Below are 16,082 nucleotides of genomic sequence, written 5' to 3'. Positions count from 1 at the left end.
TGAGCCGCAAGTGTCCAGCCCGCAAGTGTCGTCCTAGCCAACGCTCCGGGTCGGGCCGGTAGACTCTGGCTATGGCAGAGGATCGCATCGTCGCGCAGCCTCGTGCGCACAACATCGAGGCGCGGGAGAGCAGTGGCCCGGCCCCGTCGGGCCGCAGTGTCCGTGCGCGCCTGGCCCGGATCGGCGGACGCGGCACGCCGGGCAATCCTGTGCTGGAGCCGCTGTTCCGGGCGGTGAGGTCCAACCACCCGAAGGCCGATCTGACGCTGCTGGAGCGGGCGTACGTCACCGCTGAGCGCCTCCACGGCACGCAGATGCGCAAGAGCGGCGATCCCTACATCACCCACCCGCTCGCGGTGACCACGATCCTCGCCGAGCTCGGCATGACCGAGCCGACCCTGGTGGCAGCCCTGCTGCACGACACCGTCGAGGACACGCCCTACACGCTCAAGGAGCTCACCCGCGACTTCGGTGAGGAGGTCGCCCACCTCGTCGACGGCGTCACCAAGCTCGACAAGGTCACCTACGGCGACTCGGCGCAGGCCGAGACGATCCGCAAGATGGTCGTGGCGATGTCCCGCGACATCCGGGTGCTGGTGATCAAGCTCGCCGACCGCCTGCACAACATGCGTACGCTCCGCTACGTCCCGCAGAAGAGCCAGGAGCGCAGCGCTCGCGAGACTCTCGACATCTACGCGCCGCTGGCCCACCGGCTCGGCATGAACACCATCAAGTTCGAGCTCGAGGACCTCGCCTTCGCGACCCTCTATCCGAAGATGTACGACGAGCTCGTCCGCCTTGTCGCCGACCGCAACCCGTCGCGGGAGAAGTTCCTGGCCCAGGTCATCGACCAGGTCGAGCGCGACCTGCACGAGGCCCGGATCAAGGCGACGGTCACCGGTCGACCGAAGCACTACTACTCGATCTACCAGAAGATGATCGTCGGCGGTAAGGACTTCTCCGACATCAACGACCTGGTCGGCATCCGGATCCTGGTCGAGGACGAGCGCGACTGCTACTCCGTCCTCGGCATCCTGCACTCGCGATGGAACCCCGTCCTGGGGCGCTTCAAGGACTACATCGCGATGCCGAAGTTCAACATGTACCAGTCGCTGCACACCACCGTCATCGGCCCGCAGGGCAAGCCGGTCGAGCTGCAGATCCGCACTTTCGCGATGCACCGCCGTGCCGAGTTCGGTGTGGCCGCGCACTGGAAATACAAGGAGGACGGCCGCGCCGGTGTCGACACCGACCGGCCGATGGACAACGACATGAGCTGGGTCAAGCAGCTCATGGACTGGCAGTCGGAGGTCAACGACCCCGGCGAGTTCCTGGAGTCCTTGCGCTTCGAGATGAAGCGCACCGAGGTCTACGTCTTCACGCCCAAGGGCGACGTGATCGCGCTGCCGGCCGACGCGACCCCGGTCGACTTCGCCTACGCCGTCCACACCGAGGTCGGCAACAAGACCATCGGCGCCCGGGTCAACGGCCGTCTGGTGCCGTTGGAGTCGACCCTGGAGAGCGGCGACGTCGTCGAGGTCTTCACCTCCAAGTCGCCCAACGCCGGTCCGTCGCGCGACTGGACCTCCTTCGTCAAGTCGAACCGGGCCAAGGCGAAGATCCGGCAGTGGCACACCCGCGAGCGCCGCGACGAGGCCATCGAGAAGGGCCAGGACGCGATCGCCCGGCTCATGCGCAAGGAGGGCCTGCCCCTCAAGCGGCTGATGTCGCGCGAGTCGCTCATGCTCGCCGCCGACCACTTCGACCTCGCCGACGTCGACGCGCTCTACGCCGCGGTCGGCGAGAGCCACCTCTCCGCCCAGGCGGTCGTACGCCGCGTCATCGAGGACCACGGCGGCGACGACGGTGCTGCCGAGGACCTCGCCGAGGCCATCAACGTCGGCCGCAGGCGCCACGGCAAGGTCTCCACCGCCAACTCCGACGCAGGCGTGGTCGTCAAGGGTTCCCCGGACGTCTGGGTCAAGCTCGCCAAGTGCTGCACGCCGGTGCCCGGCGACGACATCCTCGGCTTCGTCACCAAGGGCGGGGGAGTCTCCGTCCACCGCACCGACTGCACCAACGCGTCCGAGCTCCGCTCCCACCCCGAGCGCCTGCTCGAGGTCGAGTGGGGCTCGACGTCCAACTCGGTCTTCCTGGTCAACATCCAGGTCGAGGCGCTCGACCGCGCCCGTCTCCTCTCGGACATCACGATGGCGCTCTCCGACGCCCACGTGAACATCCTCTCGGCCCAGCTGACCACCACTCGCGACCGCGTCGCGAAGTCCCGCTTCTCCTTCGAGATGGCCGACTCCAAGCACCTGGACACCGTCTTGAAGCAGGTACGCACCGTCCCCGGCGTCTTCGACGCCTACCGCGTCACCCAATGAGAGAGTGAGCAACCGATGGACCCGTTCACCTGGTTTCTGATCGCTGCAGGCGTCGTGATCGTCGGCGCCATCCTGTGGCTGGCGGTGAGAAAGTCGTCGGGAGGCGTCGACGAGGCTGTGGCGAACCGGAACAGGGGTCAGGCCTTGGGGAAGGGCGAGTACTACGCTGGCCCGCCCCACGGTGGCTCTGACGCCGGGCCTCCCCGCCGGCGGCTTCTGAGCCCCTCGCTGACCCTGCGGGTCGGGGCTGATGACCCAGTCATCGGGACATTTGCGCCGCTTCGTTCGTTATAAAGTAAAGCGAACGCGCCGACTCGGGCGCCTGAGAGAGGGAGCACGGCATGTTCACCTGGATCCTCATCATCGGCGGCGTACTTCTCCTGCTGGGCCTGGCCTGGACCACCATCGGCATGGCGCCCAAGGGTGTCGACCCCGAGGACGTACGCAACATCAAGCGCGACAACGCGGCCAGGGGCGACTACTACGGCGGCGCCGGCATGTGACCACACGCCGAGTCGGCGCAAACTGACGAAATAGCACGCCGAGTCGGCTCGTCATGACGAGCCGACTCGGCCAGATTTCGGGTCAGGACGCGCCGACTCGGCGCCTTTGCCTGAGACAGATGCGCCGAGTCGGGGTGCGGGTGCGGGTCAGGAGAAGTCTGCAGAGGCCCGCTTGGCCATCTCCAGGAACTGACGACGCGACTCGAGGTTCTCCTCGAGGCTCTTGATCTTGCGGGCGTCACCCGAGGCCTGGGCCTTCACGAGATCGCTCTCTACCTGGGCGATGGCCTCCTCGAGCTTGGCGATCATGTCGTCGGCTCGAGCGGACTTCTCCGGGTCGGACTTGCGCCACTGGTCGTCCTCGGCGGACTTGATGGCCTGCTCGACCTTGCGCATCGCGCCCTCGAGGTCCTTGATGCGGTCGCGCGGGACCTTGCCGGCCTCATCCCAGCGGTCGGCGATGTCGCGGAAGGAACGCTTGACGGCGTCGAGGTCGTCGCCCTTCTCCAGCAGCGGAAGAAGCTCCTGCGCCTCGGCGAGCAGGCCTTCCTTGACCACGGCGTTCTGCGCGAACTCGGCGTCGAGCGCCGCGTTGGCGGCGTCACGGGCACCGAAGAAGACGTCCTGGGCGGCCCGGAACTGCTTCCAGAGCTTGTCGTCGACGTCCTTGGGCGCCGGCCCAGCGGCCTTCCAGTCGCGCATCAGGTCGCGGTAGCGCCCGGCGGTGGGGCCCCAGTCGGTGGAGGTCGAGAGCTGCTCGGCCTCCACGATGATCCGCTCCTTGACCACCTTGGCGTCCTCGCGCCGGGCGTTGAGCTCGGCGAAGTGGGCCTTGCGGCGCCGCGTGTAGGCGGTGCGTGCGGTCGAGAAGCGGCGCCACAGCGCGTCGTCGGACCCGCGGTCGATGCGGGGGAGCGCCTTCCACTGGTCGAGCAGCTCACGCAGCCGGTTGGCACCGTTGCGCCAGTCGTTGCTCTGGGCCAGCTTCTCGGCCTCGTCGACGAGAGCCTCCTTGGCGACCTTCGCCTCGGCCGCCTTGGCGGCCCGCTCGGCCTTACGGGCCTCGCGCTGGGTGGCGATGACCGGCGCCAGAGCGTCCAGCCGCGCCACCAGCGAGGCCAGGTCACCGACCGCGTTGGCATCGGTCACCTTCTCGACGACGGTCTTGACCGCCGCCGTCGCCTCGTCGGGCGACGTCTTACCCGCATGCACGCGCCGCTCGAGCTGCTCGACCTCGAAGGCGAGCTGGTCGAACCGGTTGGTGAAGAAGGCAAGCGCCTCCTCCGGCGTGCCTTCCGGGTATTGCCCCACGGAACGTTCACCCTCAGCGGTCTTCACGTAGACCGTTCCGTCTTCCTCGACCCGACCCCACTGCTCGCTGGTCACAATGTCCCTACTCTTCGCATGAGGCGCTAACCTCTTATGAAATCTCCCCCGCCGGACACCGTGCTCGTCACAGTCCCGGTCGGCTCAACTTGCAGGTCCCCGTGGTGTCCCGGCACACCTCGGGATGCCCATCGTAGTCAGACGCCACGATGCGGCGCTGCACTGTACCGCTGGATAGGGTGTTTCTCGTGTTGATCGCAGGCTTTCCCGCCGGTCCGTGGGGCACCAACTGCTACGTCGCCGCCACCGGTCCGGGCACCGAGTGTGTCGTGATCGACCCCGGGAAGGACGCCGCCAAGGGCATCGAGGAGATCGTCCGGGAGCAGCGCCTCAAGCCGGTCGCCGTGCTCCTCACCCACGGCCACGTCGACCACATGTGGTCCGTGACGCCGGTGAGCAAGACGTACGACTCGACGGCCTGGATCCACCCCAACGACCGTCACCTCCTGGCCGATCCGCTCCAAGGCATCTCGCCGGAGTCGGCGCAGATGCTGCTCGGCATGCCGGAAGGCACCTACGACTTCGTGGAGCCCGACGACGTCAAGGAGCTCACCGACGGGCAGGCCATCGACCTGGCCGGGATGAGCTTCCTGATCGACCATACGCCTGGGCATACCGAGGGGTCGGTCACCTTCCGGACCCCCTACCCCGACCACGCCGAGGTCAGTGACGTGATGTTCTCCGGCGACCTGCTCTTCGCGGGCAGCATCGGGCGTACGGACCTCCCCGGCGGTGACCACGCCACGATGCTGCAGTCCCTGACGACCAAGGTGCTGCCCCTCGCCGACGACATCGTGGTGCTCCCCGGACACGGCGAACAGACCTCCATCGGTCGCGAGCGCGCGACGAACCCATTTCTTCAGGACCTGATCACCACATCATGAACAAGCCAACACCGCTCTCCGGTTTCCCGGAGTTCCTGCCGAGTCAGCGCACCGTCGAGCGCGAGGTCATCGCGACCCTGAGCCACACCTTCGAGCTGCACGGCTTCGGCAACATCGAGACCCGCGCCGTCGAGCCGATGGACCAGCTGCTGCGCAAGGGCGACACCTCCAAGGAGGTCTACGTCCTGCGCCGCCTCCAGGAGGAGGACAACGGCAGAGACAAGGGGATGGGGCTCCACTTCGACCTCACCGTCCCCTTCGCCCGCTACGTGCTCGAGAACGCCGGCAAGCTGGAGTTCCCCTTCCGTCGCTACCAGATCCAGAAGGTCTGGCGCGGTGAGCGCCCGCAGGAGGGCCGCTTCCGCGAGTTCGCGCAGGCCGACATCGACATCGTCGGGCGCGACACGCTGCCGTTCCACCACGACGTCGAGGTCGCCCGGGTCATGCTCGAGGCGCTCGGCAAGCTGACCTTCCTGCCCGGCTTCACGCTCCAGGTCAACAACCGCAAGCTGATCCAGGGCTTCTACGCCGGTCTCGGGGCCCCGGACGTCGAGGAGACCATGCGGCTCATCGACAAGCTCGACAAGATGCCCGCGGAGGAGGTCGGCAAGCTGCTGGTCTCCGAGGCGGGACTGACCGACGAGCAGGCCGCCAAGTGCCTCGAGCTCGCCACGATCACCGCCACCGACGACTCGTTCGTCGAGAAGGTCCGCGCCATGGGCGTCGAGAGCGAGCTGCTCGAGGAGGGCCTGACCGAGCTGGCCACGCTGATCACCGCCACCGCGCCCCTCAACACCGATTCCGTACGCGTCGTGGCCGACCTGAGCATCGCCAGGGGCCTGGACTACTACACCGGCACCGTCTTCGAGACCCGCCTCGACGGCTATGAGTCCCTGGGCAGCATCTGCTCCGGTGGCCGCTACGACGCGCTCGCGAGCGACGGGAAGACCACCTACCCAGGCGTCGGCATCTCGCTCGGCGTGAGCCGCGTCCTGGTGCCCCTCGTGCAGAAGGGCGTACTCGACGGCGACCGCAAGGTCCCGAGCACCGTCCTGGTCGCGGTCAACGACGAGGAGAGCCGTGCCGACGCCGATGCGGCCGCCCAGGCGCTGCGCGGCCACAATGTTGCCTGCGAGGTCTCGCCCAACGCCGCCAAGTTCGGCAAGCAGATCCGCTTCGCGGAGCGCCGCGGCATCCCGTACGTCCTCTTCGCCACCGAAGGCGGCTACGAGATCAAGGACATCCGCACCGGCGACCAGGTCCCGGCCGACCCGGCCACCTGGACGCCGCAGAACGAGAGCGACCTGAAGCCCCAGGTCGTCGCGAACAACGAGGAGAAGAAGTGATCCGCACCCACGACGCCGGCACCCTGCGTGCCGAGCACGTCGGCCAGACCGTGACCCTCGCCGGCTGGGTAGGCCGCCGACGCGATCACGGCGGGGTCGCGTTCCTCGATCTGCGTGAGGCCAGCGGTGTGGTCCAGGTCGTCGTCCGCGACGAGGAGATCGCTCACGCCCTCCGCAACGAGTACTGCATCAAGGTCACCGGCGAGGTCGTCGCGCGCACCGACGAGAACCGCAACCCCAACCTCGCCACCGGCGAGATCGAGATCGTCGCCAAGGACCTCGAGGTCCTCAGCGCGGCCGCGGCCCTCCCGTTCCCGATCGACGACCACGTCGAAGTCGGCGAGGACGTACGTTTCAAGCACCGCTACCTCGACCTGCGCCGCACCGCGCCCGGCAACGCCATCCGGCTGCGCTCGAAGGCCAACAAGGCCGCCCGCGACGTGCTCGCCGGTCACGACTTCGTCGAGATCGAGACCCCGACGCTGACCCGGAGCACCCCTGAGGGCGCCCGTGACTTCCTGGTCCCGGCCCGCCTGCAGCCAGGTTCGTGGTACGCGCTGCCGCAGTCCCCGCAGCTGTTCAAGCAGCTGCTCATGGTCGGCGGCATGGAGCGTTACTACCAGCTCGCCCGCGCCTACCGCGACGAGGACTTCCGTGCCGACCGGCAGCCGGAGTTCACTCAGCTCGACATCGAGATGAGCTTCGTCGAGCAGGACGACGTGATCGCCCTCGGCGAGGAGATCATCGCGGCGCTGTGGAAGCTGATCGGCTACGACGTGCCGCTCCCGCTGCCGCGGATGACCTACGCCGACGCGATGGCCAAGTACGGCTCGGACAAGCCCGACCTGCGCTTCGGCATCGAGATCACCGAGTGCACCGACTACTTCTCCGAGACGACGTTCCGCGTCTTCCAGGCGCCCTACGTCGGCGCCGTGGTCATGCCGGGCGGCGCGAGCCAGCCGCGGCGTCAGCTCGACGGCTGGCAGGACTGGGCCAAGCAGCGTGGCGCCAAGGGCCTGGCGTACGTCCTGGTCCAGGAAGACGGCTCGCTGACCGGTCCGGTCGCCAAGAACCTCTCCGAGACCGAGGCGGCCGGACTGGCCGCGCATGTCGGCGCCAACCCCGGCGACTGCATCTTCTTCGCCGCCGGCGCACCCAAGTCGAGCCGCTCCCTGCTGGGTGCCGCCCGGCTGGAGATCGGCAACCGTCTCGACCTCCGCAAGGACGGCGACTGGAGCTTCCTGTGGGTCGTCGACGCGCCGCTGCTCGAGCCGGCCTCCGAGGCCGTCGAGTCCGGCGACGTCGCGGTCGGTGCGGGGGAGTGGACCGCGGTCCACCACGCCTTCACCAGCCCGCAGGACGTCGAGGGCTTCGACAAGGACCCCGGCAACGCGCTCGCCTGGGCCTACGACATCGTCTGCAACGGCAACGAGATCGGCGGCGGGTCGATCCGTATCCACCGCGAGGACATCCAGAAGCGGGTCTTCGACCTGATGGGGATCGGCGAGGAGGCGGCCGAGGAGAAGTTCGGCTTCCTGCTCGACGCGTTCAAGTTCGGTGCCCCGCCGCACGGCGGCATCGCCTTCGGCTGGGACCGCGTGGTCGCCCTCCTGGCCGGCACCGACTCGATCCGCGACGTCATCGCTTTCCCGAAGACGGGTGCCGGCTACGACCCGCTCACCGCCGCCCCGGCGCCGATCACCCCCGAGCAGCGCAAGGAGGCGGGCGTCGACGCACGGCCGGCTTCCAAGGCGGCCGCCGAGGGCGAATCGGCGAACTGAGCGCGCTTCTAGCAAAGCCAACAGAGTCTCCGGGACCGGTCCGCCGGTCCCGGAGACTCTCGTCGTTCAGCGGTGAATGGCAAGAATCCCTCCCGATCTGCCGTATCACTGGTTGAAATCGGATCGTTACCGGTACGGGGCGCATCCGGGCAAAGGGATCACATAGAGTTCCATCCGTCGACCTCGTGGGTCGGACGCTGCCGTGCGACGGCGGCACCCACAATTACGACTAGACAGAGGAACCATGAGCGAATCGGCCACCGTGTTCGAAGGTGAAGAACTCTCGGGTGGATCGACACCTTCGTCTTCGCCTGAGGAGGCGAAGAAGTTCGCCGGCAAGTCCCCGATGAAGCTGGCGATGATGCGGCTTCGCAAGGACAAGCTGACGATGGTGTCGCTGACCGTGGTCGTCCTGGTGGTGCTGGCCGCCGTCCTGGCCCCCCTTCTCGTCAAGATGGGCGTGCTGGACCCGTTCAGCTACAACCAGGAGCTGCTCGACGCCAACACCATCCCGGAGGGCAGGTTCAGCGGCGCGAGCGCCGCACACCCGCTCGGGGTGGAGCCCGGCACCGGCCGCGATGCGATGTCCCGGTTCTGGTACGGCATCACGTTCTCGCTGATCATCGCCCTCACCGCCGCGATCCTCTCGGTGGTCATCGGCGCGATCGTCGGGATCATCGCCGGCTTCAGCGGTGGCTGGGTGGACGCCGGCCTGAGCCGCTTCACCGACCTGACCCTCTCCTTCCCCGCGACGCTGATGCTGCTGGCGCTCTCGGCCCTCGGCCTCGAGCTCGTGCAACAGCTGACCGGGCTACCCAACGGGCCACTCGCGCAGGGGATCTACTGCACGGTGGTGCTGGCCATCTTCGGCTGGACCAGCACGGCTCGGGTCGTGAGAGGGCAGGTGCTCTCGATCAAGCAACGGGAGTTCGTGGAGGCCGCGATCGTTCTCGGTGCCTCCAAGCCGCGGATCTACTTCAAGGAGATCCTGCCGAACCTGTGGGCTCCCCTGCTGGTCCTGGTCACCTTGATGATGCCGGCCTACATCTCGGCCGAGGCAGCGTTGAGCTACCTGCAGGTCAGCGTCAAGCCGCCGACACCCACGCTCGGCAACGTACTCGCGGACTCTTTGAAGTACGCGCAGGTGGACCCGTTCTACTTCTTCATGCCCGCGATCCTGATCGCGACCATCGTGATCTCGTTCAACCTTCTCGGGGATGGGTTGCGAGACGCCCTTGACCCCAAGGGTGACAGGTGAGCCTCGGGGCTCCGAACACACACAGGTGACCCGCCCGGGACACCGATACGGCGTCAGTTGTCAGAGGCTGACGGCGACCACACCAAGGAGAAACGAATGCTCAAGAAGCGAGCTAAGTACGTAGCGGTCAGTGCCGCTGGCGTGCTCGGTCTTTCGCTGGGCCTGGCTGCCTGTGGCGGCGGGGACGGCGGTGGCTCGAGCTCGGCAAACACGTTGACCATCGTCGCTGAGGACCCGATCGACCACCTGGACCCGCAGCGTATCTACGTCGGTGAGACCATCTCGCACACCACGCGTCTGGTCTACCGCAAGCTGCTCTCGAACCCGGCGTCGACCGACCCGAAGGTCTCGAGCAAGCCGATCCCCGACCTGGCGACCGACGAGGGCACCTCGACCGACGGCGCCAAGACCTGGTCGTTCACCGTCAAGGACGGCGTGAAGTGGCAGGACGGCTCCGACATCACGTGTGAGGACTTCGCCTACGGCGCCTCGCGCAACTTCGCTGCCGACGAGCTCACCGGTGGTCCGGGCTTCTACCTGACCGCGAAGCTCGCGCTCAAGGGCGAGTACCCCGGTCCCTACGCCGCGACCCCGGAGCAGCAGGCTGACTTCGACCAGGCCGTGACTTGCGATGGCAAGACCATCACCTACAAGTTCAAGACCCCGTGGCCGGACTTCCCGCTGGCGATCTCGTCGCTGCACATGATGGACCCGTACAAGGAGTCCGAGGACAAGGGCGCCAAGAACGACGACGTCATCTTCTCCAACGGCCCGTACAAGGTCGACACCTGGAACGCCCAGAAGGGCGGCACCCTGGTGCGCAACGACGAGTACGACCCGGAGACCGACGACAAGTCGCTCCGTGAGGCGAAGCCGGACAAGATCGTCTTCAAGTTCGGTGAGAAGGCGTCGACCATCTACGAGAAGCTCTTCTCCGACAGCCCCGACTCGCAGGCGACCATCGTCAGCGGCTCGCGCGTCCCGCCGGAGTTCTTCCCGCGCCTCACCGAGGCCGGTGTCAAGGACCGCTACGTTCAGGTCCAGTCGCCCTACGTCGACTACCTGGTGCCGAACCAGAACCAGATGAAGGACCCGAACGTCCGCAAGGCGCTGGCCCAGGCGACCGACGTCGAGTCCTGGATCGCCGCCGGCGGTGGCGAGAAGGCCTACACCCCGGCCGACTCGGTCGTGAACCCGGCCGTTCCGGGCTACGTCGCCAACCCGGCGTACAAGGACCGCAACCTCAAGGGTGACCCGGCCGCGGCGAAGAAGACCCTGGCTGACGCCGGTGTCAAGACGCCGTACCCGATCACCTTCACCTACCCGCAGAGCGACACGCTCGACAAGCAGGCTGCTGCGCTGGTCGAGGGCTGGGAGGCCGCTGGCTTCAAGGTCACCCTGGACCCGCTGGGCGACGTCTACTACTCCAACATCCAGAAGCCTTCCAACAAGGCCGACGTGATGTGGGGCGGTTGGGGTGCCGACTGGGGCTCCGCGATGACCGTTACTGCCGCGCTGTTCGACAGCCGTCAGATCGAGAAGACCACCAACGGTCAGAACTACGGCAACTACAAGAACCCTGCGGTCGACAAGCTGTTCGACCAGGCCGCCAACTCCGCCACCATCGAGGAGCAGAACAAGTTCCTCCAGGAGGCAGACGCGGTCATGGGTGAGGACGTCGCCTACATCCCGCTGGAGATCGCGACCTTCAACTGGGTCCACGGCTCCAAGGTGAAGGGCTTCATCACGACCGATGCCTCCTCGTCCTACCCGGACCTGGCGACCATCGACGTCGAGGACTGATCCTTCAGCTCCGCAACACCGTCGGGACGGCTCTCTGAGCCGTCCCGACCCTGGAGGCGGGGCTCGCCAGAGCCCCGCCTCCCCACTTGTACCTGGACACGATTCCCCCCGGACGACACCCCACGACGGTGGTCCGGCCGATTCCAATGAAGGTGAGACCCACCGATGGTCGCCTACATCATCCGGCGTGTGATCGTCGGTTTGCTCATGCTGGTGGCGATGAGCTTCATCGTCTTCGCACTGTTCATGAAGAACCCGGTCGACCCGGCACAGTTCTCCTGCGGCAAGAACTGCCCCCCTGAGCGCATCGAGGAGACCCGTCAGGCCCTCGGCTACGACCAGCCGCTGTTGGTCCAGTGGGGCAACTTCGCGAAGGGCGTCGTCGTCGGCCGCGAGTACCCCGCCGACGAGGCGATGCGCGAGGCCAACCCCGAGCTGGTCACCGAGTGCGCGGCGCCCTGCCTGGGCTACTCCCAGCAGTTGCAGATGACGGTCAACGCGGAGATCGCGGAGGCAGCGCCGATCTCGATCTCGATCGCCCTGGTCGCGGTCACCATCTGGGTCGTCTTCGGTGTTCTGTTCGGGGTGCTGGCCGCGATCGCCAAGGGCTCCCTTCTCGACCGCGGCGTCGTCGGAGCAACGCTGGCGCTCTACGCGTTCCCGACGTTCTTCGTGGGAGCGTTGCTGATCAACTTCGTAGCCATCAAGTGGGGGATCTTCCCTGCGCCGGGATACGTGTCGATCGCCGACGGTGGGGTCGGGCAATGGCTGATCCAGCTCATGCTGCCCGGATTCACGCTTGCGTTCGTCTACATGGCGGGCTACGTGCGCATGACCCGGGCGTTCGTGCTCGAGTCGATGAGCGAGGACTACATTCGCACCGCGAAGGCGAAGGGCGTCAAGGGCGGCAAGGTGCTGTTCAAGCACGCGCTGCGTGCCGCGCTGACCCCGCTGGTGACCATGTTCGGTCTCGACTTCGCTGCCGTCCTCGGCGGCGCGATCATCACCGAGGACGTCTTCAACTACTACGGTCTCGGAAAGCTCGCGGTGACCGCGAACGAGACCTTCGACCTTCCCACCATCGTGGGCCTGGTGCTGCTCCTCGGGGCTCTGGTGATCATCGCCAACATCATCGTCGACGTCCTCTACGCCTTCATCGACCCGCGCGTGCGCGTCGCCTGACCCGGGAGCTGATCAATGACTGACCTCTCCACCACGCCCGAGACGCGGCCGGCCAACGATGGCTCGTTCCTCTCGGTGCGAGACCTGAAGGTTCACTTCTCCACCTCCGACGGCATCGTCAAGGCGACCGACGGTCTCTCCTTCGAGCTCGAGCGCGGCAAGACGCTCGGCATCGTGGGCGAGTCCGGCTCCGGCAAGTCGGTCTCGAGCTCGGCGATCATGGGGCTGCACCGCGGCACCAACGCCATCCTCAGCGGCGAGATCATGCTCGACGGGGTCGACCTGCTCAAGGTGAGCAACGAGGAGATGCGCAGGCGTCGCGGCCGCGACGTGGCGATGATCTTCCAGGACCCGCTCTCCGCGATGCACCCCTACTACACGGTGGGCAACCAGATCATGGAGGCCTACCAGGTCCACAACAACGTGACCAAGAGGGAGGCGCGCAAGCGCGCCATCGAGATGCTCGACCGCGTCGGCATCCCGCAGCCCGACCGTCGCGTGGACGACTACCCGCACCAGTTCTCCGGCGGTATGCGCCAGCGCGCGATGATCGCGATGGGGCTGATCAACAACCCGAGCCTGCTCATCGCCGACGAGCCGACCACGGCTCTCGACGTGACCGTCCAGGCGCAGATCCTCGACCTGCTCCAGGACCTGCAGCGCGACTTCGACGCAGCGGTCATCATCATCACCCACGACCTCGGTGTCGTGGCGGAGATGGCCGACGACGTACTCGTGATGTACGCGGGCCGCGCGGTCGAGTACGGCCCGTGCAAGGAGATCCTCACCCACCCGCAGATGCCCTACACCTGGGGACTGCTCTCCAGCGTGCCGGACCTGACCGCCTCGACCGAGGCGAAGCTGATCCCGATCCGGGGCAACCCGCCCTCGCTGCTGACCCCGCCGCCGGGATGCGCCTTCGAACCGCGCTGTGACCACGTGGCTAAGGTGGGTGGCGACCTGTGTCGGACGACCCTTCCCGACCTCACCCCGGCCAGCAGTGGTGGCAACCACACCAAGCGCTGCCACATCAAGAACGCCGACGAGGTCTACGAGGCAGAGATCCTGCCCGAGATCGCCCCTGACCTGGTGGAGGACTGATGAGCGACACCACTATTGCCACCGCGGCCTCGGTCGCGCCGGCGAGCACGGAGACCGTGCTCTCGGTCGAGAACCTGAAGATGCACTTCCCGGTCAAGGGCAGCGGCGTGATCCGGCGTACGGTCGGACACGTCAAGGCCGTCGACGGGGTCTCCTTCGAGGTGGCCAAGGGCAGCGCCCTGGGCCTCGTCGGTGAGTCCGGCTGTGGCAAGTCCACCACCGGGCGGATGGTGACGCGGCTGTACCAGCCCACCGAGGGGAAGATCCACTTCGAGGGCACCGACATCGCCAACTACTCGGGTAGGAAGCTGCACCCGATGCGCCGGGAGATCCAGATGATCTTCCAGGACCCGTCGACCTCGCTGAACCCGCGGCACACGGTCGGTTCGATCATCGGCGCGCCGCTGCGGATCCACAACATGGTGCCCAAGGACAAGGTGCTCAGCCGGGTCCAGGAGCTGCTCGAGCTGGTCGGGCTCAACCCCGAGCACTACAACCGCTACCCGCACGAGTTCTCCGGCGGCCAGCGTCAGCGCATCGGCATCGCCCGGGCCATGACCCTGCAGCCGAAGCTGCTCGTCGCCGACGAGCCCGTCTCCGCGCTGGACGTGTCGATCCAGGCCCAGGTGATCAACCTTCTGCAGGACCTGCAGAAGGAGTTCGACATCTCCTACCTGTTCATCGCGCACGACCTCGCCATCGTTCGTCACTTCTGCCCCGAGGTCGCGGTGATGTACCTCGGCAAGATCGTGGAGATCGGTGACCGGGAGTCGATCTACGAGCACGCTCACCACCCCTACACCCAGGCGCTGCTCTCCGCCGTGCCCGACGTGAAGCAGGCTGCGATCGGCGGCCGTCGTGAGCGGATCCGGTTGGAGGGCGACGTACCTTCGCCGATCAACCCGCCCTCGGGCTGCCACTTCCGCACCCGCTGCTCCCTCGCCAAGGACATCTGCTCCGTGGTCGAGCCGCCGCTGCTGCAGATCGGCAAGAAGCACAAGGTCGCCTGCCACTTCCCGGGTGAGATCCACCAGCACCCGGAGAAGCCGATCACTGCGCCGCTCCTGGGCGTAGACGAGTTCGGTGCACCGGACCCGGGCGCCAGCCCGGCCGAGGTCCCAGGCGACGGTCCGGGGTACGCCGACACCTGGTACGACCTGGCGAACAACACGCGGGGTCGCGCCTGAGAATCTCCCGTATCTCCGCGAGATTACGAAAGACGGTCCGCAGCCTTTGGCTGCGGGCCGTCTTTGTTACATATGTGTCACACGTCACTGTCGGTATCGAACCGTTATCTGTAGTCCCGCCCGAAGTGTCGGAACTTGGCATAACTTGATGCATCGCGCCGGCTCGGGACCGCGCGAAGTGGTCTGGTCTTGGGCGTACCGAGCCTTGGCATCGAACGGAGATCCGAGCGTATGACTGTGTCCGAAGTGTTGATCCAGGGTCCTGATCCCGAGATCAATCCGGAACCGAGGACGGGCGATGTCGCCGGCCGTTCGCCGATGCGGATCGCCATGGACCGCCTCCTCTCGGACAAGGTCGCGATGATCTGTGCCGTGATCGTGCTGCTCTTCGTTCTGATCGCGATCTTCGCGCCCCTGTTGTGCAAGCTGTTCGGCGTCGAGGTGCGTGCCGGCGACCCGGTCACCGACACCGACTCGTTCAACTACCCCGTCATCGGCCCGCCCAACTACGGGTTCACCTGGGAGGCGCCTCTCGGCTTGGAGCCCAACTCCGGCAACGACCTGCTCGCCGAGTGGTTCTACGGCGCGCGTACGTCCCTGCTGGTCGCCACGATCGCCACGGTCGTCTCGACCGTGGTCGGTGTGGTGCTCGGCCTGATCGCGGGCTACAGCCGCGGCTGGGGTGACCGGGTGATCACGTTCCTGATCGACATCTTCCTCACGCTGCCTTTCCTGCTGGTCGCGATCGCCATCTCGCCGATGCTCGTGGAGCGCTGGCGGGAGAACCCGGCGATGCTCGACAACGCCTCGCTGATCGCGCTCATCGCGATCCTCACGATCTTCGGGTGGATGGGCCTGGCCCGGCTGATCCGCGGTGAGGTGATCTCGCTGCGTGAGCGCGAGTTCATCGAGGCCGCGCACGTCCTCGGGATGCCGACCCATCGCATCCTGTTCAAGGAGCTGCTGCCCAACCTGGTGGCGCCGATCGTCGTCTCGTTCTCGCTGAGCCTGCCGGCCACGATCGCCGCGGAGGCGACGCTGGCCTACCTCGGCGTCGGTGTCACCGGACGCCCGTCCTGGGGACAGACGATCCTGCGCGCCCAGAGCTGGTTCGACGAGTACCCCTTGTACCTCTACGCGCCGATTGTCGGGATCGTGGTCCTGGTTTTCGCGCTCAACCTGCTCGGAGACGCCATCCGCGACGCCTTCGACCCCAAGTCTTTCCGGTGAGCACGTCGTCGGAGAGAGGCATCAACCATGGAAG

At 66.8% G+C, this 16,082-nt stretch carries 13 protein-coding genes; 12 read left to right on the top strand and 1 reads right to left on the bottom strand.

The window, feature by feature from the left end; translation table 11 throughout:
• The first annotated feature begins 71 nt into the window (after positions 1–71).
• From ABTW65_RS05000 to ABTW65_RS04990, 3 genes are read left to right on the top strand one after another with little or no spacing between them, the layout of a single operon-like run.
• Positions 72–2,387 carry a RelA/SpoT family protein gene (locus ABTW65_RS05000; protein ID WP_350658842.1) on the top strand — a complete coding sequence of 772 codons (2,316 nt, stop codon included), beginning with the start codon at positions 72–74 and terminating at the stop codon, positions 2,385–2,387.
• A 15-nt stretch (positions 2,388–2,402) separates the two neighbouring features.
• Positions 2,403–2,681 (top strand): hypothetical protein, encoded by a 279-nt coding sequence (locus ABTW65_RS04995; RefSeq protein ID WP_350658841.1) that lies wholly within the window; start codon positions 2,403–2,405, stop codon positions 2,679–2,681.
• 47 nt (positions 2,682–2,728) lie between these two features.
• Positions 2,729–2,890 carry a hypothetical protein gene (locus tag ABTW65_RS04990; protein WP_350658840.1) on the top strand — a complete coding sequence of 54 codons (162 nt, stop codon included), beginning with the start codon at positions 2,729–2,731 and terminating at the stop codon, positions 2,888–2,890.
• Between the two features lie 147 nt (positions 2,891–3,037).
• Here ABTW65_RS04990 and ABTW65_RS04985 read toward each other — a convergent pair whose 3' ends face one another.
• Entirely contained in the window at positions 3,038–4,276 is a 1,239-nt protein-coding gene (locus ABTW65_RS04985) for a DUF349 domain-containing protein (RefSeq protein WP_350658839.1), read from the bottom strand.
• Positions 4,277–4,464: 188 nt separating this feature from the next.
• Here ABTW65_RS04985 and ABTW65_RS04980 point away from each other — a divergent pair, with 188 nt between their 5' ends.
• The 9 genes from ABTW65_RS04980 to ABTW65_RS04940 all read left to right on the top strand — a co-directional run bounded on the left by ABTW65_RS04980 (position 4,465) and on the right by ABTW65_RS04940 (position 16,048).
• Positions 4,465–5,160: an MBL fold metallo-hydrolase gene (locus ABTW65_RS04980; protein WP_350658838.1), complete on the top strand. Its 696-nt coding sequence runs from the start codon at positions 4,465–4,467 to the stop codon at positions 5,158–5,160.
• Positions 5,157–6,506 carry a histidine--tRNA ligase gene (hisS, locus tag ABTW65_RS04975; RefSeq protein WP_350658837.1) on the top strand — a complete coding sequence of 450 codons (1,350 nt, stop codon included), beginning with the start codon at positions 5,157–5,159 and terminating at the stop codon, positions 6,504–6,506. Before ABTW65_RS04980 ends, hisS begins: the two co-directional genes overlap by 4 nt.
• The gene (gene aspS / locus ABTW65_RS04970; protein ID WP_350658836.1) at positions 6,503–8,287 is read left to right on the top strand and encodes an aspartate--tRNA ligase; all 1,785 of its coding nucleotides are present in this window, start codon (positions 6,503–6,505) and stop codon (positions 8,285–8,287) included. Before hisS ends, aspS begins: the two co-directional genes overlap by 4 nt.
• Positions 8,288–8,531: 244 nt before the next feature.
• Positions 8,532–9,545: an ABC transporter permease gene (locus tag ABTW65_RS04965; RefSeq protein WP_350658835.1), complete on the top strand. Its 1,014-nt coding sequence runs from the start codon at positions 8,532–8,534 to the stop codon at positions 9,543–9,545.
• A 96-nt stretch (positions 9,546–9,641) separates the two neighbouring features.
• Entirely contained in the window at positions 9,642–11,348 is a 1,707-nt protein-coding gene (locus ABTW65_RS04960) for an ABC transporter substrate-binding protein (RefSeq protein ID WP_350658834.1), read from the top strand.
• A 165-nt stretch (positions 11,349–11,513) separates the two neighbouring features.
• Positions 11,514–12,530 (top strand): ABC transporter permease, encoded by a 1,017-nt coding sequence (locus tag ABTW65_RS04955; RefSeq protein ID WP_350658833.1) that lies wholly within the window; start codon positions 11,514–11,516, stop codon positions 12,528–12,530.
• A gap of 15 nt (positions 12,531–12,545) precedes the next feature.
• Positions 12,546–13,631 (top strand): ABC transporter ATP-binding protein, encoded by a 1,086-nt coding sequence (locus ABTW65_RS04950; RefSeq protein ID WP_350658832.1) that lies wholly within the window; start codon positions 12,546–12,548, stop codon positions 13,629–13,631.
• Entirely contained in the window at positions 13,631–14,818 is a 1,188-nt protein-coding gene (locus ABTW65_RS04945; protein ID WP_350658831.1) for an ABC transporter ATP-binding protein, read from the top strand. Before ABTW65_RS04950 ends, ABTW65_RS04945 begins: the two co-directional genes overlap by 1 nt.
• 231 nt (positions 14,819–15,049) lie before the next feature.
• On the top strand, positions 15,050–16,048 hold the full coding sequence (locus tag ABTW65_RS04940; protein WP_350658829.1) for an ABC transporter permease: 999 nt from the start codon (positions 15,050–15,052) through the stop codon (positions 16,046–16,048).
• Positions 16,049–16,082 lie beyond the last annotated feature (34 nt).

It is taken from the genome of Nocardioides sp. NPDC127503 (assembly GCF_040302165.1).
GTDB lineage: Bacteria > Actinomycetota > Actinomycetes > Propionibacteriales > Nocardioidaceae > Nocardioides.
The sequence above is the reverse complement of the archived record's forward strand: the minus strand, read 5'-3'. Positions and strand labels throughout refer to the sequence as shown.

Coding starts and splice junctions, on each gene's coding strand:
- ABTW65_RS05000 (WP_350658842.1), top strand. CDS start 72: ATGGCAGAGGATCGCATCGTCGCGCAGCCTCGTGCGCACAACATCGAG.
- ABTW65_RS04995 (WP_350658841.1), top strand. CDS start 2,403: ATGGACCCGTTCACCTGGTTTCTGATCGCTGCAGGCGTCGTGATCGTC.
- ABTW65_RS04990 (WP_350658840.1), top strand. CDS start 2,729: ATGTTCACCTGGATCCTCATCATCGGCGGCGTACTTCTCCTGCTGGGC.
- hisS (WP_350658837.1), top strand. CDS start 5,157: ATGAACAAGCCAACACCGCTCTCCGGTTTCCCGGAGTTCCTGCCGAGT.
- ABTW65_RS04965 (WP_350658835.1), top strand. CDS start 8,532: ATGAGCGAATCGGCCACCGTGTTCGAAGGTGAAGAACTCTCGGGTGGA.
- ABTW65_RS04960 (WP_350658834.1), top strand. CDS start 9,642: ATGCTCAAGAAGCGAGCTAAGTACGTAGCGGTCAGTGCCGCTGGCGTG.
- ABTW65_RS04955 (WP_350658833.1), top strand. CDS start 11,514: ATGGTCGCCTACATCATCCGGCGTGTGATCGTCGGTTTGCTCATGCTG.
- ABTW65_RS04950 (WP_350658832.1), top strand. CDS start 12,546: ATGACTGACCTCTCCACCACGCCCGAGACGCGGCCGGCCAACGATGGC.
- ABTW65_RS04945 (WP_350658831.1), top strand. CDS start 13,631: ATGAGCGACACCACTATTGCCACCGCGGCCTCGGTCGCGCCGGCGAGC.
- ABTW65_RS04940 (WP_350658829.1), top strand. CDS start 15,050: ATGACTGTGTCCGAAGTGTTGATCCAGGGTCCTGATCCCGAGATCAAT.